Source organism: Sodalis sp. RH20, from assembly GCF_047324205.1.
Classification (GTDB): Bacteria; Pseudomonadota; Gammaproteobacteria; order Enterobacterales; family Enterobacteriaceae; genus Acerihabitans.
In genome coordinates this window covers 4995557-5020412 of the sequence record NZ_CP178733.1, presented here as the reverse complement: position 1 = coordinate 5020412, position 24856 = coordinate 4995557, and the positions used below count along the sequence as shown (strand labels likewise).

The window sequence follows — 24856 nt, the reverse complement described above, 5'->3', positions numbered from 1 at the left end:
CCGCGTGACCCTCAGGCAGGGTTAGGGCGTTCCGCGGCCCCCAGCGCCTGCGCGCAGGCCCACGCCGAGCTCCAGGCCCATTGGAAGTTATAGCCGCCCAGCCAGCCTATCACATCCACCACCTCGCCGATAAAATACAGTCCCGGCACCTGCCGGCTTTCCATGGTTTTGGACGAGAGATAGCGGGTATCCACGCCGCCCTGGGTGACCTCGGCGGTGCGATAGCCCTCGGTGCCGTTCGGCTGCAGCCGCCACTGCTGCAGGGCCAGAATCCAATCGGCCTGCTGGCGGTGGGTGAGCTGTTTTAGCGTGCATTCCGGAATGGCCAGCAGGGCGAACCACATCTCGACAAAACGACGCGGCAACAGTTTTGCCAGGGTGTTTTTCAGGCTTTGGTTGGGGTGTTCGCGCAATTCTGCCGCCAGGAACGTGGCTAAATCGGTATCAGGCAGCAGGTTAAGCGTCAGGTACTCGCCGCTTTGCCAGAAGCTGGAAATCTGCAATATGGCGGGTCCCGACAGTCCACGATGGGTAAACAGCAGGTTTTCCCGGAACGAGACGCCGTTTTCAGCAACGACCACCGCGGGCACGCCGATGCCGGACAGCACGCTTAACTGTTCCAGCAGGGGCTTATGCAGGGTAAAAGGCACCAGCGCGGCGCGGGTGGGGATGACCGGCAGTCCGAACTGTTGGGCAATTTTATAACCGAAGGGCGTGGCGCCCAGGCCGGGCATGGACAGGCCGCCTGTCGCGATCACCAGGCGGGCGGTTTTGATGGCGCCGCCCGGCAGGGTCAGGAAAAAATCATCGCCGCGTTTTTCCACGGCCCCTACCTCGCTGCGGCAGCGCAGCGTCACCTGGCCCAATTCGCACTCCTTGAGCAGCAAATCCACCACCTGCTGCGCCGAGTCGTCGCAAAAAAGCTGGCCGAGGGTTTTTTCATGCCAGGCGATGCCGTATTGCTGCATCAGGGCAATAAAGTCCCACTGGGTATAACGCGACAGGGCGGACTTGCAGAAATGCGGATTTTGCGAGAGGAACGCCGCCGGCTCGACATACAAATTGGTGAAATTACAGCGGCCGCCGCCGGACATGAGAATTTTCCGTCCCGGCTTTTTGCCGTTATCCAGCAGCAATACCCTGCGGCCCAGCCGGCCGGCCTGCGCGGCGCAAAACATGCCCGCGGCGCCGGCGCCGATCACCACTACGTCAAACTGTTCCACCATACTTGCTCTCTGCTTATGCCTGCTTAATCATGAAAAAGGGCGTCCGTCCGGCTATTGTGCGTTCCACGCGGGGGTCGATTGTAATGTCCCCGGTGGCCTTATGCCAACGTAACAGGATGATAAAATCAGTAAGCATAGTTATCCTCATGATTTTACAGAGTAAAGTGCGGACAAGCCCGCGCAGTGCCGACAGAAATGTCATAAAAAGGTCATATTTCTCTTTTCCACGGCCCCTGTTGTCGCAGATAATGCGCCCCGTTCATGTCCAATCTATGGCGTAACCCTATGCTACATCTATTTACCGGCCTGGAGTTTCATACCGGTCTTATGCTGGTGCTCGCATTGATTTTTGTCCTGGTATATGAAGCCATCAACGGGTTTCATGATACCGCCAATGCGGTAGCAACCGTAATCTACACACGTGCCCTGCGCTCGCAGCTGGCCGTGGGCATGTCGGGAATCTTCAATTTTCTCGGCGTACTGCTCGGCGGCCTGAGCGTGGCGTATGCCATCGTGCATCTGCTGCCGGTCGACCTGTTGTTAAACGTCAGCTCCACCCACGGCCTGGCAATGATGTTTTCCATGCTGTTGGCGGCCATTATCTGGAACCTGGGAACCTGGTACTTCGGTTTGCCGGCCTCCAGCTCGCATACCTTGATTGGCGCCATTATCGGCATCGGCCTGACCAACGCCATGGTAACCGACTCGTCGGTGCTGGACGCGCTGAATATCCCGAAGCTTATCGAGATCTTCCTGTCGCTGATCATTTCGCCCATCGTCGGGCTGGTGGTGGCCGGTATCATGGTCTTCGCGCTGCGCCGTTACTGGAGCAGCACCCCGAAACGGCGCCGCATTCATTTGACGCCGGCGGAACGGGAGAAGAAAGACGGCAAACGCAAACCGCCGTTCTGGACCCGCACTGCGCTTATCCTGTCGGCCGCCGGGGTGAGTTTTGCCCACGGCGCCAATGACGGACAGAAAGGTATCGGCCTGATCATGCTGGTATTGATAGGCGTCGCGCCGGCCGGGTTCGTGGTGAATATGAATTCCACCGGCTATGATATCGCCCGCACCCGCGACGCGGTCGGCAACCTGCAGCAATTTTACCTGCAGCATCAAGGCGCCCTGCCGCAGGTGGTTAACGCCGAACCGCCGGCGATTCCGACGCCGGATGTCAACGCCCTGCCGTCCACGCCGGCCGAGTTTCACTGCGACAGTTCCCGGGCGCTGCTGGCCATCACCCGCGCCATGGCGCTGCTGGATAATTTGCAGAGCTACGATAAGATCACGCCCTTCGAGCGCGCGCATGTGCGCCGCCTGTTGATGTGCGTCGCCGATACCGCGGACCGGACCGCCAAGCTGCCGCAAACCACCGGCGAAGATAAACGCTTCCTGAATAATTTGCGTAAGGATCTGCTGGCAACCGTGGAGTACGCGCCGCTGTGGATTATCGTTGCCGTGGCGCTGGCCTTGTCGCTGGGCACCATGATTGGCTGGCGGCGCGTTGCCACCACCATCGGCGAAAAGATCGGCAAGAAGGGCATGACCTACGCGCAGGGACTGTCGGCGCAGATGACCGCCGCCGTGTCCATCGGCGCCGCCAGCTATACCGGCATGCCGGTTTCCACCACCCATGTATTGTCCTCCGCGGTGGCGGGCACCATGCTGGTGGACGGCGGCGGCGTCCAGGGTAAGACCGTACAAAATATCCTGCTGGCATGGGTACTCACCCTGCCGGTGGCTATCGTGCTCTCGGGTAGTCTTTACTGGCTGGCATTGAAGCTGATTTAACGCATCCGGCAGGCGTAGTGAAAAGGGCGGCCTGCGGGTCGCCTTTTTAATTGTTTGATTCCCAGCACGGTTTCTTTACGTCTCAGTGCCAGATAGCCAGGGCAATCAGGCTGACGACGATGAATCCGCACAGCGCGCTGGTCAGCATAAATTGCCGGCGCACCCGCTCGCAGCGGCGGATAAATTCCGGATCGTGATGATCGAGATACCGCTGGGCAATGATGTAGCGTACCAGCCTGAGCTGCTTGCTGGGCTGTCCGTGCGCGGTGAAAAACCCGCCGCCGTCCACGTACTGGTAGAGCAGCGGATCGCACCCCCGCAGTACCACCAATAATGCCCGCAACGATGAGTAATAACGCGCCATATTAACGACACAGACGACACATAAAGCCCAGAAAAGCGCAACGGTGTTGATCATAAATCCCCCCCGGCAACGCGACTCCACACAACCTTCCGACATCCGGGCCGGCAGCGGTTTACGCGCGATAGCAACTAACCACAGAGCTGAAGAAGCCCACCCCAAAAATTGATATAACCGAGAATGGATATACGCAGTAAAAATACTGCCGGACCTTGCAATATTGAGTGTAGAAAAGTTTGTCTAAAGAAAGCAATCGAAGCGACAAAAATTGTTCTTTTAGCCGGTTTTTTTTCAGCAACGCGACCGCGCCTTGCCGGGTCACCCCGGCATACGGGCTACGTCGCATCCTCCCCGGATAATGCGCGATGCCCTTTCTAATAAAAGCTATACTAAATTTAGTGCGTTGAAAAATTAATAATTATAATTCAATTATGTTAGTTATTGCTGTTAAGGTTTTACCGCCGGAGTATCGCCCCAGCCGAAAATGCTGGGCGGGTTGATAAATATCATACGGATAGGTGTGATCACGGCATCACTTCTGGAACGCCGCCGAGTGTTAAACTTAAGGCGTCACAGACATGCCGGATGAGTACCCACGTCGCGCGGAGTTAACGAGTGACATTTTGCAAGGAGTCTGATTATGTCTTATAAACACATCCTTATCGCCGTTGACCTTTCACCGGAAAGCAATGTGTTGGTGGAAAAAGCAGTATCGATGGCCAGACCGTACAACGCGAAGATTTCGTTGATCCATGTTGACGTCAATTATTCCGATCTCTATACCGGACTTATCGACGTCAATCTCGGGGATATGCAAAAACGCATCTCCGAGGAAACCCAAAATGCGATGACGCAGCTGTCGCAGAACGCCCATTATCCGATTGCCGAAATCCTCAGCGGCAGCGGCGATTTAGGCCAGGTGCTGGTGGATGCCATCAATAAGTACGATGTCGATCTGGTCCTGTGCGGACATCATCAGGATTTCTGGAGCAAGCTGATGTCGTCGGCCCGCCAGCTGATCAACACCGTCCATGTGGATATGCTGATCGTGCCGTTGAACGACGAAGAAGTCTACGAGGATTAAGCGTGTTGATGCGCACAGCCTCCGCCCTGCGGGGCGGGGGCCGGCGCATGCATGGTTTCACCCCGACATTGCGCCTCTCCGGCGGGTTTAATCCGCCGTAACCTGTTGCTCTGCGGGGATTGCTTGCGGGGTATAGATATCGAAACGATGATTTTTTGTGGTGATATGGGCCTGGGCGGCAATGCCCGCCAGCGGCGGAGCATAGTCCGGGCGTTTGACCACCACCCGCCGGGTCGCCAGCGCGCGCGCGGGTAAAAGCAGTTCGTCGGCGTCCTCGTCGGCGCCCACCAGCGATTGAAACACCCGCATCTCTTTTTTAACCAGCGCGCTTTTCTGCCGGTGCGGAAACATCGGATCAAGATAAACCGCATCCGGACGCGGCCGCAGCCCGGTTAACCCGATCAGGCTGGAGCCGTGCACCAGCGTCAGGCGCTCACGCAGCCATGTCCCCACCTCCGGGTCGTCATAGGCCCGTTGCAGCCCGTCGTCCAGCAGCGCCGCCACCACGGGATGGCGCTCGAACATGCGCACACGGCAGCCGAGGGACGCCAGGACAAACGCATCGCGCCCCAGGCCCGCCGTCGCGTCCACCACGTCCGGCAGCGTTTTACCCTTTACACCCACCGCCCGGGCGATGGCTTCGCCGCGTCCGCCGCCGAAGCGGCGGCGATGTGCCATTACCCCGCCGGTAAAATCGACGAAGATGGCGCCGAGCTTCGGCTCATCGCGCTTGCGCAGCTCAAGGCGCTCCGGCGTCAGCACCAGTTCCATCACCGCCGACGCATCGTGCAGCAGGCCCCAGCGTTCAGCCAGGGCCGCTAAACGCGCCTTGTCCACGCCCGGTTCACAACGCAGCGCCAGCGGCTCCAGCGGCATTATCCGCGGATACCGTAATGATGCAGCATGGCGTCCAGCTCGGGTTCACGGCCGCGGAAACGGACAAACAGCGCCATCGGCTCCTCGGAACCGCCGCGCGAGAGAATATTGTCCAGGAACGACTGGCCGGTTTGCCGATTGAAGATCCCCTCTTCCTCAAAGCGCGACCAGGCGTCCGCCGCCAGCACGTCGGCCCAGAGATAGCTGTAGTAGCCCGCCGCGTAACCGCCGGCGAATATATGGCTGAACGCATGGGGGAAACGGCTCCATTCCACCGCCGGCATGACCGCCACCTGCTGTTTCACCTCCGCCAGCGTTTGCAGGATGCGCGCGCCCTGTTCCTGGCTGTATTCGAAATGCATGCGGAAATCAAACAGGCCGAATTCCAGCTGGCGCAGGATAAACAGGGCCGCCTGGTAATTTTTCGCCGCCAGCAGCTTATCCAGCATGGCTTTGGGCAACGGCTCGTGGGTTTCATAATGGCCGGAGATAAAGGCCAGCGCCTCGGGCCGCCAGCAGAAGTTTTCCATAAACTGGCTGGGCAGTTCCACCGCGTCCCAGGGCACACCGCTGATGCCGGCAACCCCGGGAGTGTCGATGCGGGTCAGCATATGATGCAGGCCGTGGCCGAATTCGTGGAACAGGGTGGTGACCTCGTCGTGGGTAAACAGCGCCGGCTTGCCGCTGACCGGGCGGTTAAAATTGCAGGTCAGGTAGGCCACCGGCTTTTGCAGGCTGCCGTCGGCTTTGCGCAGCATGCCGACGCAATCGTCCATCCAGGCGCCGCCGCGCTTATTGTCGCGGGCATATAAATCCAGGTAGAAACTACCGCGCAGCTCGCCCTGTTCGTCGAACAAATCGAAAAAACGCACCTCGGGATGCCAGGTATCCACATCCGTACGCTCCTCGGCGGTGATGCCATAGATGCGGTTCACCACCTCAAACAGGCCGTTTACCACCCGCTGCTCGGGGAAATAAGGCCGCAGCTGCTCATCGCTGATGGCGTAAAGATGTTGTTTTTGCTTTTCGCTATAGTAGGTAATATCCCAGGGATTTAACGCATCGCGGCCGTGGTGTTTGGCCGCGAAGGCGCGCAGCTGCTCCAGTTCCTGCTCGCCCTGCGGACGGGCGCGCCGGGCCAGATCGGTGAGAAAATCCAGCACCTGCTGCGGATTTTGCGCCATTTTGGTCGCCAGGGACTTATCAGCATAGCTGGCGAAACCCAGCAGTTGGGCGAATTCGTGCCGCAGCGCCAGGATTTCCTCCATGATCGGGCCGTTGTCCCATTTGCCGGCATTGGGACCCTGGTCGGAGGCGCGGGTGACATAGGCGCGGTACAGTTCTTCACGCAGGGCGGCGTTATCGCAATACGTCATCACCGGCAGATAGCTGGGGATATCAAGGGTAATCAGCCAGCCTTCCTGCCCCTTCGCCTCCGCCTGGGCGCGGGCCGCGGCCAGCGCGCTTTCCGGCATGCCGCCGAGTTCGCCTTCGTCGGTAATCAGCTTGCTCCACCCCATGGTGGCGTCCAGCACATTATTGCTATAGGCCGAACCCAGCTCCGACAGGCGCGCGGCAATCTCGCCATAGCGCTTTTGTTTCTCGGGTGAAAGGCCGATCCCCGACAGCTCGAAGTCGCGCAGGGCGTTATCAACCGCTTTTTTTTGCGCCACGCTCAGCTCATCGTAGTATTCGCCGTTGCGCAAATCGCGATACGCGTCGTACAACCCCTTGTTCTGGCCCACCCAGGTACTGTATTCCGACAATAACGGCAGGCTTTGCTCATAGGCTTCGCGCAGCTCCGGGCTGTTCTGCACCGCGTTCAGATGGCCGACCGGCGACCAGATGCGGCCCAGGCGATCGTCCGCTTCCGCAAGCGGCTGGCACAAGGTGTCCCAGGTATACGGACCCGATAGCGCAACGATGCGCTCAACGGTCTGTCGGCAGTCGGCAAGGGCGGATTTTACCGCCGGGACGATATGCTCAGGAAGAATGGCGGAAAACGGCGGCAAGGAAAATGGAGTCAACAACGGATTTGTCATAGCGCGGCCCTGATCATTGTTTAAAAGATATGAAAGTAACATGAGGCTAACTATAGCGAAAATCAATGGCGGGCAACGGAATGTGTTATGCCGTTAACGCCGCCGACGGCTAACGGCCCGTGGAAAATAGCGGCGGCGCGGGGAGAGAACAGCGCGGTTGCCGCCCCACACCCCAGGCTGAGGGATGCCAATATGCCCCGCGGCCGTAGGGGAAATTTATTTTCGTTATTGCTGCTATTTGGTTGATCTGGCTCATTTAAGCGGTGGGCTTTTGTCGCTGAAAAGAGTAATAATGGTTACAACGATAATCATTCAAATTTATTGCAAATGGGATGGTGTAAAATGATTGCTGCTTTTAACCGTATGCTGGATAAACCGGATTTAGGAAGATTAGTGCTGCGCGTCGCTTTTGGCGGCATGATGATGCTTCATGGCATCCATAAAGCGATCTATGGTATTGACGGTATCGTCGGCATGGTGGAGCGGCACGGCATGCCGGCGTTTGTTGCCTACGGTGTGTTTCTCGGCGAGATAGTGGTGCCGGTGCTGTTTATCCTCGGCATCCTGGTACGCCCCGCCGCGCTGGTATTTTGTTTTACCATGCTCTTTGCCTGGCTGATTACCAATCCGGGCATGATATTGACCCTGGACAAAGTGGGCGGCTGGGGTTTTGAGGTTATCGCCGTTTACCTGTTCGCCGGCATCGCCATAGCGCTGTTGGGCTGCGGCCGGTATAGCGTGATGAGCAATCCTAACCTGCGTTAAACGCCCGCCCCCGCCGGCTTGGATGGCCGGCAAGGCATGGCGCCGTGCGGGAAATACCCCGCCATCCCGGCCCGGGGACGGCGGCTGCGGGCGATACGCCGTTTTTCATTGAAGTCTTTCTATCAGCGTGAATTGCTCGAATACCAGCAGCATCTCCGGTGAAAAGCCGCCCTCGCGCTGAAAAAAATCCCGATGCGCCGCCCGCCAGTAGTCCAGGCTCTTATCTCCCTCGCCTTCCAGGGCGGCCATGTCGGCGGTCACGTCGCAATAACGCACCAACCGTTGCGCCACGGTGCGGATGACGCAGGCGGGATTGTCGGTGCCGTCCAGTATCACATGATAACCGCCGACAGCCGGGGCCCCGTCCTGCCGGAAAGCGGTATAAGAACAGCAGGACGCGGTTTTTTCGCCGCGCAGGACCAGGGCCAGCAGAGTATCGGCCATCTCGGCGCTGTCGCCAAAAGCCCAGAATTGGGCGCCGGGATAACGGTCCGCAAGAACAATCCGCATGATAACCCCACCCTTTCAATAAATTACCTGGAAAAAATCTAAACGATCCATTAACAGAAAAGCCGTATTGAGTAAAGTAAATGGCATTGCCACGCCGCCATGCTAGGGTTCACGACATCGCCAAATCCGGCTGAAGCAACAGCAAGCATTCCCCCTATAAATATAAAATAGTAACGCGGTATCCCGAGGTGACATCATGAACAAGACGCCCCGCCTCGCCGGGCAATGGCATTGCCTGGCCAAAAGCGTGACCTGCGGCCTGTTACTGCTGGCGGGATCGGCCAGCGCGTTAACCTTGCAACGCGATGACATGATCTTTACCGTCGACCCGTCCACGCTTGCCATCCGTATCGGCAATATGCCAGTAAATCAGCCGCAGGCGCCGCAGAAAGTCACTGCATTGAGCCACGGCCCCACCCAGGCTAACTGGTACTGGCCGCAGCGGGCAATGAACGTCGCCCTGCGGCTGGGGGATAACGAGTTATATCTTGATTTCACGACCGCCAAGCCGCAGCGCTTTATCTGGTTTTCCCTGCCCGAGCCGGTGAAAACACTGCTGTTGCCGCTGGCCGAAGGCAGCCGGGTGTCACTTAAGGATCCGCACTGGCAACAGTATCTGTTGGGCGAGATGTCATCGCTCAATACCAATATGGATTTAAAACTGCCGTTATGGAGCCAGTTGCAGGGCGGCCAGGTCGTCAGTTGGCTCTTACTCACGCCGATGCATAATGAGGTGGCATTTTCCGGCGCAGAAACCGCGGTGAAGATGGTCGCCGCGCATGAATTCAATCGATTTAATCAACATCAGCCTTTGCAGGTCCTGCTTTATGCGGGGCGTTCAGAGCTTTCCGGCGCCTTGCGCTATCGGCAATATCTGCAGCAAACCGGTCAGTTCACATCATTACAGGATAAAATCCGCCTGGCGCCGGAGGGCGAAAAACTGATCGGGGCCACCCATGTTTATCTATGGGGCAACGGCCCGCTCGATGTGTCCGATGTTATTGACTGGCCCGGACTGGCGCTGTATCTGCAATCGCCAGGGGGATTATCCCTGTGGGATAAAATCGATAAAGAGGGCAGGCAAACCCTTGAGACCGTTAAAACCCGGATTCCGCAGCCATGGCAGCAAGCCTCGCTGACCGCCGCGCTGAATGCAGCCTTAATCGACAGCGTTCCTGTTAACGCCACGCCCGATGATCCTGATTTCCTGCCGGCGCAGCAGGCACAGGCCAACGCCATACGCCGGCTTGCCGAACAGCGCCTGGGCCCCTTTCTTGCCCCTGCCGCAGCCTGGGGCCAGGGGTTAAGCACGCCATTGATAACCGCATTGCATCAGGCGGGGCTGCCGCGGTTATGGCTGGCAACGGAAAAGTGGACCGCTAATTTTATGGCGGCGCGGGCGGTGGCGCTGGCAAAAAAATCAGGCTATCTGATCGCCACCTATGATTCATACGATACGGCTATCCCGCGCGGCGTTAATGACAGCTGGTTAAGCGCGCAGATACCCGCGGCGCTGCGCGAAAACTGCGCCATCGTGGAAGCGCATGGCGGCAAAAAGCCCGGTTTTGGCCAAAAAGGGTATTATCTTAACCCCAGCTGTATGCTGTCCTTTTCGCAGCGAAGAATAAGCGAACTGATGCATCTGGGGAATCTGAACAGCCTGTTCCTGGATGTCGACGGCACCGGCATGGCCGCGGATGACTATCATCCGGTCCACCCGAGCGGCGCGCAGCACACCATTGCCGCCCGCAATGCCCGCATGGCCTGGTTTAATACCACCTTTAAACTGCCCTTGGGATCAGAGGACGGCAACGCGGCCAATGCCGGTCAGCTGATGTTTGCGCATGGCACCCAGACCTGGGGATTTGGCTGGGGCCGCAAGGATATGTATCAGGATCGCCGTTCCCCCTGGTATCTCGGCGCCTGGTGGCCGGATGCCCAGCCGGCATTCTTTTTTGCCCCGGCAAAGGTGAAGGAGCCTTATCGCAGCGTTGTATTCGACCCGCGCAATCGTATCCCGCTTTATCAGGCCGTTTTTCACGATGCCCTTATCAGCAGCCATCACTGGCACACCGACAACCTCAAGTTAAGCGAGGTGAAAACGACCCGGACCTTGCTTAGCGGGCTGTATAACACGGCACCGATGTATCATCTTAATCGCGCCACGCTCGCCGCCAGACTACCGGAAATACTCAAAACGGATGCTGTCTTCCGCCCGCTGCATACCGCACTGTGGAATCAAGCGCTGACGGGTTTCCGCTGGCTGGACGACGCCGGCTGGGTGCAGCAAACCACGTTTAGCGACGGGTCGGTGATTGTCGCCAACTTCAGCCAAAGCGCCTTTGCGGATATTCCCGCCCAAGGCCTGCGCGCAACCCTGGCCGACGGCCGGATACTGGATTTTAAAGGATAGCGTCATGCGTAACGCCTAAGGAAGCCGGTTCCTTCCCGCGGCATCACCACCGGGGCCGGACACTATGCCGCGCGCGTTTAACCATGGCTGATAGCCGGGGGGCGCCCGCATTACCTTCACATATGTAAGGAATGCGATAAGGGCGGTAAATCATTGTCAGTAGGGCATTTTTTTAAGATATTTCCTGATGTCGTCCCGTCTGATCTCGCTGATAGTGTGCTTACTGGCTTGGCGAAGCAGTCGCTTAATTGAGGGTGACAAAAAATGAAAAAATCTACGCTGCTAATGGTAATCACATTAATTTCAGCAAGCGCCTGCCTCCCGACAGCGTCATACGCCGACGGTCCCGGCGGACACGACGGCCAGGATTGGCAGCCCCGCAACGGGGGCGGCGACCATCACGGTAATGGCGGCCCGGGCGGACAAGGCGGCCATGACAACCGGGGCGGCCATGATAACCGGGGCCATGGCGACCGGGGCGGCCCGCGCGGCCGTGAACGCGACCATTTCGCCTGGAACGGCCATGATTTCAGGCGCGGACATCCGGTACCGCGCTATTACCGCGAACATTACCGCGTTGATGACTGGCGTAGCCGTGGCCTGTACGAGCCGCCCAGAGGCGAGCAATGGGCCTATATCGACGGTAATTATGTACTGATGGCGGTGGCGACCGGAGTGATAACGTCCATTATCGTCGGCAGCATGCTGCATAACTAACGCCTTTTCCTGCCGATGGGTTAACGCCCATCGGCAGGCTTTACCTGGTTTTCCCCCTCGTTTTCCCCCGCCCTGGCGCTATCCAGGCATAAAAAAGCCCGCAGGTCGCGGGCAATGCTTTTCCCTTTTTATCCCCAAGGCGGTTTATACTAGCGCCCATGATATGCTGTGCCCTGTAGCGCGCCCCGTACCTGTCTTGCCGTTAGGGCCGTAAATCTTCAGCACCGCAACGACGCACAGTAGTCACTTTCGGTAACGCACTGATTATACTGTAAATAACAACATCATCTGAAAGCGCAAAACACTATGTTAAGTTATCGCCACAGTTTTCATGCCGGTAATCACGCCGATGTGCTGAAACACACCGTCCAGAGTCTGATCCTGACGGCCATGAAGGAAAAAGAAAAACCTTTCCTTTATCTTGATACCCATGCGGGTGCCGGGCGCTATTTGCTCAGCAGCGAGCGCGCCGAACGCACCGGGGAATACCTGGATGGCATCGGCAAGATCTGGCAGCGGGACGATTGTCCGGCGCTGCTGGACCCCTACCTGACGGTAATCCGTCATTATAACCGCAGCGGTACCCTGCGTTATTACCCCGGCTCGCCGCTGATTGCGCGCCAGATGCTGCGCGCGCAGGACAAGCTGCACCTGACGGAACTGCATACCAGCGATTATCCGCTGCTGCGTAATGAGTTCCAGAAAGACGCGCGCGCCGAAGTATTGCGCGCCGACGGTTATGCCCAGTTGAAATCCCAACTGCCGCCGCAGAGCCGGCGCGGGATGATCCTGATGGACCCGTCCTATGAGCTGAAATCCGATTATCCCGACGTAGTGTCCGGCATTGAGGAGGGCTACAAGCGTTTTGCCACCGGCATTTACGCTCTGTGGTATCCGGTAGTGCTGCGCCAGCATGTGAAAAAAATCCTGGCATCGCTTGAGAAAACCGGCATCCGCCGCATCCTGCAAATCGAACTGGCGGTCAGGCCGGACAGCGACCAGCGCGGCATGACCGGCTCGGGCATGATTGTGATCAATCCGCCGTGGATGCTGGAGCAACAGATGACCGAGCTGTTGCCCTGGCTGCACCAGGCGCTGGTGCCCACCGGACACGGCCATACGCTGGTGCGCTGGGTGGTGCCGGAATAACCGCGGGCGAATCCGGCGGCGCCCGGGCGGCGGCCAACGCCGACAGATCGGGCAGCGCCGGGCCAACGCCCAGGCCGGCGCATTGCCACGGCGCCCCGCTCTGCGCCTATCGGAGGGATTGATGCAAACTTTGCGACAAATGCGTTTTGCGCGTTAAACTTGTGCCCATCAAAAGACCAAAAGGGAATCCTGATGACCAGACATTACGACTATCTTGCTATTGGCGGCGGCAGCGGCGGTATCGCCTCGATTAACCGTGCCGCATCGTACGGCCGGAAGTGCGCGCTGATCGAGGCCAAATATCTTGGCGGCACCTGCGTCAATGTCGGTTGCGTCCCGAAAAAAATCATGTGGCACGCGGCGCAAATCGCCGAGGCGATCAAGCTCTACGGTCCGGATTATGGTTTCGACACCACCATTAACCATTTTGACTGGCAGACCCTGGTCAAGAGCCGCAGCGCCTATATCGACCGCATCCATCAGTCCTACGAACGGGTGCTGGGCAATAACAACGTCGATGTTATCGAGGGTTTCGCCACCTTTGTTGACGCGCATACCGTAGCAGTCAACGGCGAACACATCACCGCCGATCATATTCTGATCGCGACCGGCGGACGCCCCAGCCATATCGATATCCCCGGCGCCGAATACGGTATCGATTCCGACGGTTTTTTCGCGCTGGACGCCATGCCGCAGCGCGTGGCGGTGGTCGGCGCCGGTTATATCGCGGTGGAGCTTGCCGGGGTGGTGAATGCGCTGGGCGCGCAGACCCATTTGTTTGTGCGTAAGCACGCGCCGCTGCGCACCTTCGATCCGCTGGTGGTGGAGACGCTGGTGGAAATCATGCAGGCGGAAGGCCCGAACCTGCATACCGGCTCAATTCCCGAAACCATTGTGAAAAACCAGGACGGCAGCCTGACGCTGACGCTGGAAAACGGCCAGGTATTTACCGTCGACGCGCTGATTTGGGCCATCGGGCGCGAGCCGTCCACTGATAACCTCAACCTGGCCGCGGCCGGGGTGGAAACCGACAGCAACGGCTATATCCGGGTGGATAAATACCAGAATACCAATGTCCAGGGCATCTACGCCGTCGGCGACAATACCGGCGCGGTGGAACTGACCCCGGTGGCGGTGGCCGCGGGTCGCCGCCTGTCGGAACGCTTGTTTAACGGCAAGCCGGAAGAACATCTGGATTACAATCTCATCCCAACCGTCGTGTTCAGCCATCCGCCCATCGGCACCATCGGCCTGACCGAGCCGGAAGCGATCGCCAAATACGGTGAAAAACAGATCAAGATATACAAAACAGCGTTTACCTCCATGTACACCGCCGTGACAAGCCATCGCCAGCCATGCAGGATGAAGCTGGTGTGCCTGGGGCCGGAGGAAAAAATTATCGGCCTGCACGGCATCGGCCTGGGCATGGATGAGATCCTTCAGGGCTTTGCCGTGGCCATGAAGATGGGCGCCACCAAGCGTGATTTTGATAATACCGTGGCGATTCATCCCACCGCGGCGGAAGAATTGGTCACCATGCGATAAGGCTATACCCCATCGTCCCATCCCGGTAAAAATCCGGAAAACGCGTTCACTGGCGATAGATCCCCTGATCTACCGCCAGTGTCATTTTCCGGCACCGCCATGGAAACGCCCGAACGCGCGGGCGCACACCAGCGCCATTAACAGCGCGCCCAGGCCGGCGGCGCCCGCGTCCGCCATAGCGCGTAGAGTGAAAGATCCCACCTGGTAAATCAAAAAATAGGCCAGCGCCACATTGAATGCCCCCCACAACACATTAACGGTTGCCGATGACAGCCCCTGGCCCGGCGGCGTGGCAAAGGGACTTTGGAAAGACCGCCCCATCATTCCGCTGACCAAATGTGGAATCGCGTTGGCGACAACGGCTCCGCCCAAGAAATACGACAGGTAGTGATACCACGGCATGCGGGGATCCTCCAATGGCCATATCAGTGTGTTGCCCGCCGCTTGCCGCGCAGCGGCCGATGGCTTCGCCCGGCGGCGCGGGTTGACGGCGCCAGGTGCGCGGCGCCAGGAATGAGATTTGCACTTAACAGTCAAACTTGCAAGTTTATCTTGCAAGTTTGACTGGCAACATTCATGCTTTCCCTATCATTTACCCATTATGGTGACCAGGTCATGTCAGCCAATACCCCGGAGCAAGACGTTTTCGATTTTATGCAGGCGATAGGGATGCTTATCCGGCGTACCCGCAATGAATCCGGGGCGGGAGAACTTTCAATGACCGAGTCTGTCGTCATGTCGCGGCTGGCTAACGACGGCCCCGCCACCACGGCGGCGCTGGCGCGTGCCGAAAGGATGAAGCCGCAGTCTATGGGCGCGACCATTGCCGCGCTTGAAGACATGGGCATCGTCAGGCGTACGCCGCATGCCACCGACGGCCGCCAGGTGCTTATCGAGCTGACGGCGCGCGGGGTTGAGCTACGCAAGAAAAACCGCGAGGCGAAACGGCTGTGGTTATCGCAGGCGATCGCGGAACTTGACGTGGAAGAACGCGCCATGCTTTTCAAGGCCGGCGGGATCATCAAACGACTGGCCGAAAAATGAACCCGGGAACGAAGCGCGGCAACGCGCCCGGCGAAATCGGCTCATCCGTGTGGAAAGTGGCCGTCGTCGTCTTGATCGGGTCGTTTATGACGCAGCTCGATTCGACCGTGGTCAACGTTTCACTCCCGACCATCAGCCATACGCTCGGCTCATCGATTGCGACGGCGCAGTGGATCGTCAGCGGCTATCTGCTGGCGATGACCCTGATGCTGCCGCTCAACGGCTGGCTCGTGGATCGTATCGGCGCAAAGCGGCTTTATCTTATCTGTTTCGCGGTCTTTATCCTGGCGTCCGTTCTGTGCGGCGCGTCGCAAACGATGGGCGGATTGATCGCCGCCCGGGTGTTCCAGGGTCTGGTGGGCGGCGTGCTGGCGCCCATGACGCAGATGATGATTGCGCGCGCGGCGGGGAAAAACATGGCGCGGGTGATGGGCTACGCCACGCTGCCTATCCTGCTCGCACCCATTCTCGGTCCGGTGGTGGCCGGGACGATCCTGACGCAGGCCACCTGGTCCTGGTTGTTCTACCTTAACGTACCGGTGGGGGTGGCAGGTGTCGCACTGGCGGCGTTACTGCTGCCGGGCGATGCCGTCACCTTGCCATCGCGGCCGTTCGATTTTCCCGGTTTCGCGCTGATTTCCCCCGGCCTCGTGGCGTTGATTTACGGGCTGCAAAATGCGGCGCACGCCGGGGGACGATGGCTGCTGCTTGCGGCCGTCGTGGTTCTGGCCGGGTTCGTACGCTATTCCTTGCGCAAGGGGGATTCAGCCCTGATCGACGTACGGATTTTCTCGCACCGGACCTTCTCTGTCGCCGCGATCACACAATTTTTCGCCAGCGGCATCATGTACGGCCGGCAGCTGATCGTCCCGCTGTACCTGATAGCCGGCTGTGGGTTATCCGCCGCGCACGCGGGCTGGCTTATCGCCGCGACGGGGATGGGCATGATGTGCTCGTTTGCGTTGCTGGGGGCGTTGACAGACAGGTACGGCTGCCGCGCGGTCTCGGCGGGCGGCGCGTTGCTGGCGTTCCTGAGCACCCTGGCGTTCCTGTGGATGGCAAGCCATCTGTTCTCCCCCGCCTGGGCCATGGGAAGCCTGTTTCTCGCCGGCGTGGGCCAGGGAACCATCAGCATACCGTCCATATCGGCCGCGTATGCGTCGCTACCGAAAGCGAGGCTTGCCGTGGCGAACACCGCGCTGAATATCGCACAACGGATCGGCGGGCCGGTGGCGACCACGCTCCTGGTCATGGCCGTCTCGTTAACCCAGGTTCATCCCGGCCATGCCCAACCGCGGCAATTCTTGCTGGCCTTTGCGCTGCTTTCGGGCCTGCACCTGTTGGCGTTGGCGGCGGCGATGCTCCTGCCGTTGCGCATATCGCGCGCGGCCTGAGCCAAAAACACCGGCGCGGCAACCGGTTCAGCCATCCCCGGAAGAGTCGGGCCTGTCCCGGCGTTGCGCGGCCGCCGCCATTTTGTCCTGCCGCCAGTTGAGCAGCGGCGAGACCGAGATACCGTGCACGATAACGCTTGCCACAATCAGCGTAAACGCCATATTGGCCATGCGCTCGGCATCAGGGCCGGACAGGCCGTGGATATAGGCCCAGGTAATATAGTTGATGCTGCCGATGCCGCGGATACCCAGCCAGCCGATCAAGACCCGGTGCAGGCGCGGCGTGCCGCTGCCGATGGTCGCCGCATACACTGCGAGCGGGCGAACCAGCAAAAATACGATTGCCGCCAGCACCAATCCCATGGGATCCCAATGCAGCGCCAGGGTGACGCCCAACACGATAACGATACCGGCGGCAAACAACCGTTCCATGGTATCGCCAAAGGAGAGCGCGTCGCTGACCACCAGGCCGACGGAGCGCAGCGGCCCCGACGCACCGGACTCATGGCGCTGGTTGGGATTGACCAGGGATTCCGCCGTGCCGCCGCGCGCGTCCTCCGGCAAATGGTCCGGCGAATGCCGGGAAAAGATGCCCAGCTCGGTGCGCCTGAGCCCGACGCCGGCGGCAAACGTGGCTAAAAAGCCCGACGCGTCCAGGCTTTGCGCCGCGGCGTAGCTTAAGGCCACCAGCGCCAGGGCCAGGAAATCATTGGGCGCGGTGTCGTTCCGGGTACTTTTCAGGTGCGTGGCCAGATGGCCAATCAGCCGGCCCATGCCAAAACCGATGCCCAGCCCGCCCAGCAGCGCCCAGGCGACATCGCGCAGCGCCCAGTGGCCCAGCATGCCGAACGACAGCGGCTCATGGGTGGTCAGCAGCAGCATGGCCAACATCAAAATCGGCAGCGCCGTGCCGTCGTTCATGCCCGCTTCGCTGGACAGGGAGACCCGCAGGCTATCGTCGTCGCGGGCGTCGTTAACCGAAATCAGGCTGGCCAGCACCGGATCGGTCGGCGCCACTATCGCGCCGAAGGCCAGGGATAGCGGCCAGGAGAATCCGGTCAGCCAGTGGGCGGCCAGCGTCACGCCGCCGACCGTCAGGATCATCGCCGGGAAAGCCAGGCGCAGTCCCATGCGCCAGCCCTGGTCCTGGAACGGCAATCGCAGCTTGAGGCCGGTAATAAACAGCGAGGCGGCCATGGCAATTTCGGTGACATGCGCGATTAACATCGCGTGGGCGGCCACATCCACCCGCAGCAGGTTCAGCACCCAGGGACCGCAGACGATGCCCGCCAACAGATATACGCCGAATGAGGTGACGGGCCCGCGATGGATCCAGCCGGACGCCAGCGACATGACTAATAACAAGCCGCCCACGGCCGCTGTCCATCCCGTAAAACCCATGCGTTCCCCTGATAATGTCGTTATTCCCCTCTAAGTATGATCTATTTTTTTTATTCGCTCTGATTATGTGTGGACGGACTATCGGCACCCCGGCACGGCACATCGCTTCACGCTGGAAAACTAACCCGCCTTGAGATACCGCGCCTTTGCCACTGCGTGCCCCCGCCCTTGCGTATCGCGCGGCAACTGGCTACTGTTCTTTCTGATTGTCGGCACTTCACCGGAGCATATTGTGATGTCTTTAACGTCCCTGGCGCGCCTGCGCGATATTCCCGCCGGCGAGTGGGATGCCCTGGTCCCGGCCGGACAACCCTTTCTGCGCCACGCTTTTCTGTCGTCGCTTGAGGACAGCGGCAGCCTTGATCCGCGTTCGGGCTGGCAAGCCGACCATCTGTTATGGGTGGAGGACGGCCGTACCCTTGCCGCCATGCCCGGCTACCGGAAACACCACTCCTATGGCGAATATGTTTTCGATCAGGGCTGGGCGGAAGCCTGCGAACGCGCCGGTATTCAGTATTATCCCAAATGGCTGGGCGCCGTGCCCTTCAGTCCGGTAACCGGCGCCAGGCTGCTCGGCGACCCGGCGCCCGGCGCCCGGCTGCTGGCGGCGCTGCCGGGGCATCTGGCCCGCCACGGCCTCTCGGGCGCGCATATCAACTTTACCGATTCCCACGCCAACGGTCTGCTGGCGGCCGAGCCGGACTGGCTCAGGCGCCTGGGCTGCCAGTACCATTGGTTTAATCGCGGCTACCGGGATTTCCAGGATTTTCTTGATGCCCTGACCTCGCGCAAACGCAAGCAAATGCGCAAGGAACGCGGGCAGGTCCTGGCGCAGGGCATTGAGTTCGCCTGGCTTGCGGGCGGGCAGGTGAGCGAGGCACAGTGGGACTTTATTTACGCCTGCTACGCCAATACCTATGAGGTGCGCGGCCGCACGCCCTACCTGGCACGGGACTTTTTTAGCCTGCTGGCCGCACGGATGCCCGACGCCGTCCGGGTGGTGCTGGCCAGCCAACGGGGCCGCCCGGTGGCCATGGCCTTCAGCCTGGTGGACGGCGATACGTTTTACGGGCGCTATTGGGGCTGCCTGGCGGAATTCGATCGGCTGCATTTCGAAACCTGTTTTTACCAGGGCATTGATTATGCCATTGCCCATGGGCTGGCGCGTTTTGACGCCGGCGCCCAGGGCGAGCATAAGCTTATCCGCGGTTTCGAGCCGGTGCTGACCGACTCATGGCACTACCTGCGCCACCCCGGCCTGCGCGAGGCGGTGGCCGATTTCCTGACGCAAGAACAACAGGCCGTGCGCGCCTGGGCGCAGGACGCCAGGCAGTCGCTACCCTACCGCCAGGACTGAGCAAAACGTGGCGATAACCGGCACCGACCAAGCGCCATGCCGCCGCCCTGATTACTCCGCCCCGACAAATCCGCCGGTCTGGTATTGCCATAACCGGGCATACAACCCCTGGCGGGCCAGCAGTTCGTTATGGCTGCCGACCTCGGCGATGCGCCCATTATCCAGCACCACCAGCCGATCCATCTTGATAATGGTCGACAGCCGGTGGGCGATGGCAATGACCGTCTTGCCGCGCATCAGCAGCTCCAGGCTTTCCTGGATGGCCGCCTCCACCTCCGAATCCAGCGCCGAGGTCGCCTCGTCCATAATCAGGATCGGCGCGTCCTTCAGCAATACCCGGGCGATGGCGATACGCTGGCGCTGCCCGCCGGAGAGCTTCACGCCGCGCTCGCCGACATGGGCATCCAGGCCGGTACGGCCCTGCGGGTCGGACAGCAGCGGGATAAACTCGTCGGCGCGGGCGCGGCGAATGGCATCCCACAGTTGCTCGTCGCTGGCACCGGGTTTGCCATACAGCAGGTTATCGCGGATAGAACGGTGCAGCAGGGAGGTATCCTGGGTGATCATGCCGATCTGCGCCCGCAGGCTTTCCTGGCTGACGTGGGCGATATCCTGCCCGTCGATAAGAATCCGGCCGCCGTCCAGGTCGTACAGGCGCAGCAGCAGGTTCACCAGCGTCGACTTGCCGGCTCCGGAGGGGCCGATCAGACCGATTTTTTCGCCGGGTTGGATAAACAGATCCAACCCGTTTATCACCGGCCGCTCCCGGCCGTAGTTAAAATCAACATGATCAAACCGAATGGCGCCGCGGTCGACCACCAGCCGCTGCGCCCGCGGCCGGTCGGTGACGCTGACCGGTTGGGCGATGGTTTCCAGGCCGTCCTGCACCATGCCGATATTTTCAAAAATGCCGTTAACCACCCACATGATCCAGCCCGACATATTGACGATGCGGATCACCAGGCCGGTGGCCAGCGCAATGGCGCCCACGCTTAACAGCGACTGGGTCCATAACCACAGCGCCAGCCCGGTGGTGCCGACGATCAGCAGGCCGTTGAGCGTGGTGATCGCCACGTCCATACTGGTGACCACACGGCTTGCCAGCTGGGTTTTATACGTCTGCTCGCTGATAGCCTCGCGGGCATACTGCTGCTCCAGCGCCGTATGCGCGAACAGTTTCAGGGTGGTGATATTGGTATAGCCGTCGACAATACAGCCCATCAGCTTGGAACGCGCCTCTGAAGACGCCACCGAGCGGGCTTTGACCCTGGGCACGAAATAATACAGGCAGACCAGGTAGCCGAAAATCCAGGCCACCAGGGGGATCACCAGACGCCAATCCGCCTCGGCAAACAGCACCAGCGTGGTGATGGCGTAAATCAGCACATGCCACAGGGCGTCCACCGCCTGCACCAGCGAGTCGCGCAGTGAATTGCCGGTTTGCATAATGCGCTGGGCGATGCGGCCGGCAAAATCATTCTGGAAAAAATTCAGGCTCTGGCGCAGCACGTAGTTATGATTTTGCCAGCGGATCAGGCTGGTCATACCCGGGCTGATGGTCTGGTGCACCAGCAGGTCGTGCAGGCCGATGAACACCGGACGCAGCAACAGGATCACCACCGTCATCCACAGCAGTTCGCCGCCGTGCTCGCTGAAAAAACGCGTGCCGGGCGTGCCGTTGACCAGGTCGATAATCCGGCTCAGGTAGCTGAACATCGCCACCTCGATAAGCGCGCCGACCAAACCCACCACCAGCAGCGCGGCAAAGCTCGGCCAGACCTGGCGCAGATAATACCAATAGAAAGGCCATACCCGGCCGGGTGGCGCCTTCGTCGGCGCTTCCTGGAAAACGTCGATAAATTTTTCGAAACGGCGGTACAGCATCACAATCCTCTCATCTCGTTTAAGCTGGGCGTACCCGGGATAAAGAAGAGTAGTGCATTTTGCGCCGGATTTTTGACTCAATTCACCGCTCATTAAGCCACAGTATCTTATGGCGGCGAGGAAACGCGGCGGGGCTCATGACGTAAAAAACGGCGCGCTCCCCGGCGCCCGCCGTCAGGTTGCCGCCGGCAGGCGTTATGCAGAGCGCGCCGTTCCACTGCTTCTCTTGTTGATGCCGCCGCGTGAACGGGCGGATGTTATCGGCGCAATCCCGACGGCCTTGTCCCTTGGCGCGCGGGATCACTCAACCGCGTCGCGAATCAGCGGACAGGTCATGCAATGACCGCCGCCGCGTCCGCGGCCCAGCTCGCTGCCCACGATTTCAATGACCTCCACCCCTTCTTTACGCAGCCGGGTATTGGTTTTGGTATTGCGATCATAGGCCATGACCTTGCCGGGAGACAGCGCCACCATGTTATTGCCGCTGTCCCACTGCTGGCGTTCGGTATCGTAATCATTGCCCTCGGTTTCGACCACGCGCAGCGTATCCAGGTTTAACGCCGCGGCCACCGCCTCGACAAAGGAGCCCGGGTCGCGGCTGAGCTTCATGCCGGTCGGGCCGTCGTCCGGACGCAGGGAAAACGTTTTGATTTGATTGACGATGGCCGGATACAGCGTCACCACATCCCGATCGCAGAAGGTGAATACCGTATCCAGATGCATCGCCGCGCGCAGTTTCGGCATGGCGGCAATCATTACCCGTTCCACCCCGGACTGTTTTTTAGCGAACAGCGACGCCGCCAGTTGGGTAATGGCCTGGTGCGAGGTACGTTCGCTCATGCCGATGAGCACCGTTTTATTGCCGATAGGCATCACATCGCCGCCTTCCAGGGTGGCGGTGCCGTGGTGAACCGTCGGATCGCCATACCAGACATCGAAATGGGCATGGGCAAAATCCGGATGGAATTTATAGATAGCCGCCATCAGCAATGTTTCCTCATGGCGGGCCGGCCAGTAAAGCGGGTTAAGCGTGACGCCGCCGTAGATCCAGCAGGTCGTGTCGCGGGTATACAGGGTATTGGGCAACGGCGGCAGCAGGTACTCGGTAATGCCCACCGCTTCACGGATCAGCGTCAGTTCCTCATGATCGGCATATCCCTGCGCGGCCAGTTCGGTGGTGGAGAGGCCGCCTATCAGCACTTCGGCCAGGATCCGCGGCGGCAGGCCATCGAGGAAACTGCGGGTTTCGCTTAATATCCCAAGCGTTACCTCATCGGGCACGATTTGCTGATCCAGCAGCCAGCTCCTGGCCAACGGATTTTCCAGGGTCGTCGCCAGCAGGTTATGCATTTCCACCACCTCGACGCCCTGCTCGCGCATTTTGGTCATAAAGTCGAAATGATCGCGTTTGGCGCGCTCCACCCACAGCACGTCGTCAAATAACAGTTCATCACAGTTACTGGGCGTCAGGCGATTATGCGCCCTCCCCGGCGCGCACACCAAGACCTTGCGCAGTCGTCCCACTTCCGAATAAACGCCATACTCCGCAGGTTTTTGCTTCTCTGTCATATCAGCTCCCGTCATTTAGATGGTGATAACCCCGGTGGCGAGACTCCACAGCGCCGCAATGGCCGCCAGCATCACGACGATAAAGACTGTCCGTTCCGCCGCGGTGAATAATTCCGCCTTCTGTTCACGTTTTGCGAGAATAAACAGCACGGTGCCGGGTCCGTAGATCACGGCGGACAACAGCAGATACTTTAATCCGCCGGCATAAATCATCAGCAACGCGTAAAAGGTAGCGATTGCCGCAAAAAGCAGGTCTTTTTTATGCCCCCGCCAATCGGTTTCATAGGTTTCGCCGGTCCAGGCCAGCTTTAAGGCGTAGGCGCCGACCAATAAATAAGGGATAAGCGTCAGCGAGCTGGTCAATTCAAGCGCCAGCTGAAAGGCATAATCACTAAACAACGTCAGGACCAGGAAAACCTGGATGGTGATATTGGTCAGCCATACGGCGGCGGAGGGGACCGCCCGGCTATTTTCCGTGGCGAATATCTTCGGCATGCTTTGGCTTTTGGCGGCGCAGAACAGCACTTCCGCCGCCAGCAGCGACCAGGAGAGATATGCGCCGAGCACCGAAATAATCAGCCCCGCGCTGATAAACACCGCACCCCAGCGGCCCACCACCGCTTCCAGCACGCCGGCCATGGACGGCTGGCGCAAGGCGGCCAGGTCCGGGCGCAGCAATACGCCGTAGGACAGCATGGTCACCAGGATCATCAGGCACAGCACGCCGATAAAACCCAGCACCGTGGCAATGCCGATATGGCTGCGCTGCCGGGCATAGCGGGAATAGACGCTGGCGCCCTCGATTCCTAAAAAGACAAATACCGTCACCAGCATGGTGCTCCGTACCTGGGAAAACAGCGATTCGGGCTGCGCCGCCGGCGCCATCGCCAGGGCGGCATGGCCGGCATAGCCGTAGTCGTTGAGGTGCGATACGTCGCCGCCGCGCGCCAAATCCGGGACGCCCCAGAAATTGGCGGCAAAAAAATCGCCTTTGAAGGCGAAAATCAAGACAATGACAAAACAGAATATCGGAATAACTTTGGCGAAGGTGGCGATGGTATTGATTGACGCGGCGCCTTTTACGCCACGCAACAACAGCACATGGAATGCCCAGAGAATAACCGAAGCCACCAATACCGCCGGCACGGTATCGCCATTGCCGAATATCGGAAAAAAGGCGCCAAGCGTGGATTTTATTAAAATATAATAAGAAACGTTGCCTATACAGGTGCCCGCCCAGAATCCCAGGGCGGAGGCAAAACCTAAATAATCGCCGAATCCTTCCTTGGCATAAATAAATACCCCGGAATTGAGTTCAGGCTTGCGCTGGGCCAGCGTCTGGAAGACAAAAGCCAGCATCAGCATACCGCCGCCCGCGATACACCAGGCGATCAGGGCGCCGAAGCCGCCGGTGGCGCGACCGAAGGTGGCCGGCAGGGAAAATATACCGGCGCCGATCATCGACCCCACCACCAAAGCCGTAAGCGACCATAGAGACAATTTCGCGTCTGCTGAGTTTGTCATATATATTCTCAATGTCTTGCGGTAAATCATAAATTAACTCATTTTTTACGCAATGTATTGTGATCTTTTCGTGATTTTAGATTTTTGCAATATATCCATTCCATGCCTTTGGCGGCATGCCTGTCGCCATGATTTCTATATCCATAGAAACTAAATGATGAATTATTTTTAATACGAAAGTTAATTTTAGAAGGAAATCATATT

The 24856-nt window shown here is 59.3% G+C and carries 20 protein-coding genes; 10 read left to right on the top strand and 10 right to left on the bottom strand.

Annotated elements, in window-relative coordinates:
- Window positions 1–11 precede the first annotated feature (11 nt).
- Window positions 12–1223: an NAD(P)/FAD-dependent oxidoreductase gene (locus ACL2XM_RS22815; RefSeq protein ID WP_413733252.1), complete on the bottom strand. Its 1212-nt coding sequence runs from the start codon at window positions 1221–1223 to the stop codon at window positions 12–14.
- Between the two features lie 288 nt (window positions 1224–1511).
- On the opposite strand from ACL2XM_RS22815, the gene pitA reads away from it, so the two are divergent.
- Window positions 1512–3017: an inorganic phosphate transporter PitA gene (gene pitA, locus ACL2XM_RS22810; protein ID WP_410013053.1), complete on the top strand. Its 1506-nt coding sequence runs from the start codon at window positions 1512–1514 to the stop codon at window positions 3015–3017.
- Window positions 3018–3099: 82 nt separating this feature from the next.
- Here pitA and uspB read toward each other — a convergent pair whose 3' ends face one another.
- Window positions 3100–3435, bottom strand: coding sequence for a universal stress protein UspB (gene uspB / locus ACL2XM_RS22805; RefSeq protein ID WP_410013052.1), 336 nt, complete (start codon window positions 3433–3435; stop codon window positions 3100–3102).
- 583 nt (window positions 3436–4018) lie between these two features.
- Here uspB and uspA point away from each other — a divergent pair.
- Complete coding sequence (uspA, locus tag ACL2XM_RS22800; protein ID WP_162367300.1) at window positions 4019–4462, top strand: universal stress protein UspA; 444 nt, start codon at window positions 4019–4021, stop codon at window positions 4460–4462.
- A gap of 87 nt (window positions 4463–4549) precedes the next feature.
- On the opposite strand, the gene rsmJ is transcribed toward uspA, so the two are convergent.
- Window positions 4550–5338, bottom strand: coding sequence for a 16S rRNA (guanine(1516)-N(2))-methyltransferase RsmJ (gene rsmJ, locus ACL2XM_RS22795; RefSeq protein ID WP_410013051.1), 789 nt, complete (start codon window positions 5336–5338; stop codon window positions 4550–4552).
- Entirely contained in the window at window positions 5338–7380 is a 2043-nt protein-coding gene (gene prlC / locus ACL2XM_RS22790) for an oligopeptidase A (protein WP_410013050.1), read from the bottom strand. The genes rsmJ and prlC overlap by 1 nt, the downstream gene beginning before the upstream one ends.
- Before the next feature lie 342 nt (window positions 7381–7722).
- On the opposite strand from prlC, the gene ACL2XM_RS22785 reads away from it, so the two are divergent.
- Window positions 7723–8145, top strand: coding sequence for a DoxX family protein (locus tag ACL2XM_RS22785; protein ID WP_410013049.1), 423 nt, complete (start codon window positions 7723–7725; stop codon window positions 8143–8145).
- Window positions 8146–8250: 105 nt separating this feature from the next.
- On the opposite strand, the gene ACL2XM_RS22780 is transcribed toward ACL2XM_RS22785, so the two are convergent.
- The gene (locus tag ACL2XM_RS22780; RefSeq protein ID WP_413731655.1) at window positions 8251–8655 is read right to left on the bottom strand and encodes an ASCH domain-containing protein; all 405 of its coding nucleotides are present in this window, start codon (window positions 8653–8655) and stop codon (window positions 8251–8253) included.
- 196 nt (window positions 8656–8851) lie between these two features.
- Between ACL2XM_RS22780 and ACL2XM_RS22775 the strand changes: the two genes are divergently transcribed.
- The 4 genes from ACL2XM_RS22775 (at window position 8852) to gorA (ending at window position 14479) form a co-directional block, all read left to right on the top strand.
- Window positions 8852–11068 (top strand): glycoside hydrolase, encoded by a 2217-nt coding sequence (locus tag ACL2XM_RS22775; protein ID WP_413731654.1) that lies wholly within the window; start codon window positions 8852–8854, stop codon window positions 11066–11068.
- A 264-nt stretch (window positions 11069–11332) separates the two neighbouring features.
- Window positions 11333–11785 carry an RcnB family protein gene (locus ACL2XM_RS22770; protein WP_410013046.1) on the top strand — a complete coding sequence of 151 codons (453 nt, stop codon included), beginning with the start codon at window positions 11333–11335 and terminating at the stop codon, window positions 11783–11785.
- Between the two features lie 306 nt (window positions 11786–12091).
- The gene (locus ACL2XM_RS22765) at window positions 12092–12934 is read left to right on the top strand and encodes a 23S rRNA (adenine(2030)-N(6))-methyltransferase RlmJ (protein WP_410013045.1); all 843 of its coding nucleotides are present in this window, start codon (window positions 12092–12094) and stop codon (window positions 12932–12934) included.
- A 192-nt stretch (window positions 12935–13126) separates the two neighbouring features.
- On the top strand, window positions 13127–14479 hold the full coding sequence (gene gorA / locus ACL2XM_RS22760) for a glutathione-disulfide reductase (protein WP_413727520.1): 1353 nt from the start codon (window positions 13127–13129) through the stop codon (window positions 14477–14479).
- Between the two features lie 81 nt (window positions 14480–14560).
- On the opposite strand, the gene ACL2XM_RS22755 is transcribed toward gorA, so the two are convergent.
- A complete protein-coding gene (locus ACL2XM_RS22755; RefSeq protein ID WP_410013043.1) occupies window positions 14561–14881 on the bottom strand; it encodes a hypothetical protein in 321 nt (106 codons plus the stop codon).
- 213 nt (window positions 14882–15094) lie between these two features.
- On the opposite strand from ACL2XM_RS22755, the gene ACL2XM_RS22750 reads away from it, so the two are divergent.
- Both ACL2XM_RS22750 and ACL2XM_RS22745 read left to right on the top strand, forming a co-directional pair.
- Window positions 15095–15523, top strand: a complete 429-nt coding sequence (locus ACL2XM_RS22750; RefSeq protein WP_410013042.1) for a MarR family winged helix-turn-helix transcriptional regulator — start codon at window positions 15095–15097, stop codon at window positions 15521–15523.
- Complete coding sequence (locus ACL2XM_RS22745) at window positions 15520–16917, top strand: DHA2 family efflux MFS transporter permease subunit (RefSeq protein ID WP_413731652.1); 1398 nt, start codon at window positions 15520–15522, stop codon at window positions 16915–16917. Before ACL2XM_RS22750 ends, ACL2XM_RS22745 begins: the two co-directional genes overlap by 4 nt.
- 27 nt (window positions 16918–16944) lie before the next feature.
- Here ACL2XM_RS22745 and ACL2XM_RS22740 read toward each other — a convergent pair whose 3' ends face one another.
- Window positions 16945–18318 (bottom strand): cation:proton antiporter, encoded by a 1374-nt coding sequence (locus ACL2XM_RS22740; RefSeq protein ID WP_413731651.1) that lies wholly within the window; start codon window positions 18316–18318, stop codon window positions 16945–16947.
- A 235-nt stretch (window positions 18319–18553) separates the two neighbouring features.
- On the opposite strand from ACL2XM_RS22740, the gene ACL2XM_RS22735 reads away from it, so the two are divergent.
- On the top strand, window positions 18554–19675 hold the full coding sequence (locus ACL2XM_RS22735; protein ID WP_413733251.1) for a GNAT family N-acetyltransferase: 1122 nt from the start codon (window positions 18554–18556) through the stop codon (window positions 19673–19675).
- A gap of 51 nt (window positions 19676–19726) precedes the next feature.
- On the opposite strand, the gene ACL2XM_RS22730 is transcribed toward ACL2XM_RS22735, so the two are convergent.
- The 3 genes from ACL2XM_RS22730 to ACL2XM_RS22720 form a co-directional block, all read right to left on the bottom strand.
- Window positions 19727–21559, bottom strand: a complete 1833-nt coding sequence (locus tag ACL2XM_RS22730) for an ABC transporter ATP-binding protein (RefSeq protein WP_413733250.1) — start codon at window positions 21557–21559, stop codon at window positions 19727–19729.
- A gap of 300 nt (window positions 21560–21859) precedes the next feature.
- Window positions 21860–23128: an arginine deiminase gene (locus ACL2XM_RS22725; protein ID WP_410013039.1), complete on the bottom strand. Its 1269-nt coding sequence runs from the start codon at window positions 23126–23128 to the stop codon at window positions 21860–21862.
- A 15-nt stretch (window positions 23129–23143) separates the two neighbouring features.
- Window positions 23144–24652, bottom strand: coding sequence for an amino acid permease (locus ACL2XM_RS22720; RefSeq protein ID WP_413727517.1), 1509 nt, complete (start codon window positions 24650–24652; stop codon window positions 23144–23146).
- Between the last annotated feature and the right edge of the window lie 204 nt (window positions 24653–24856).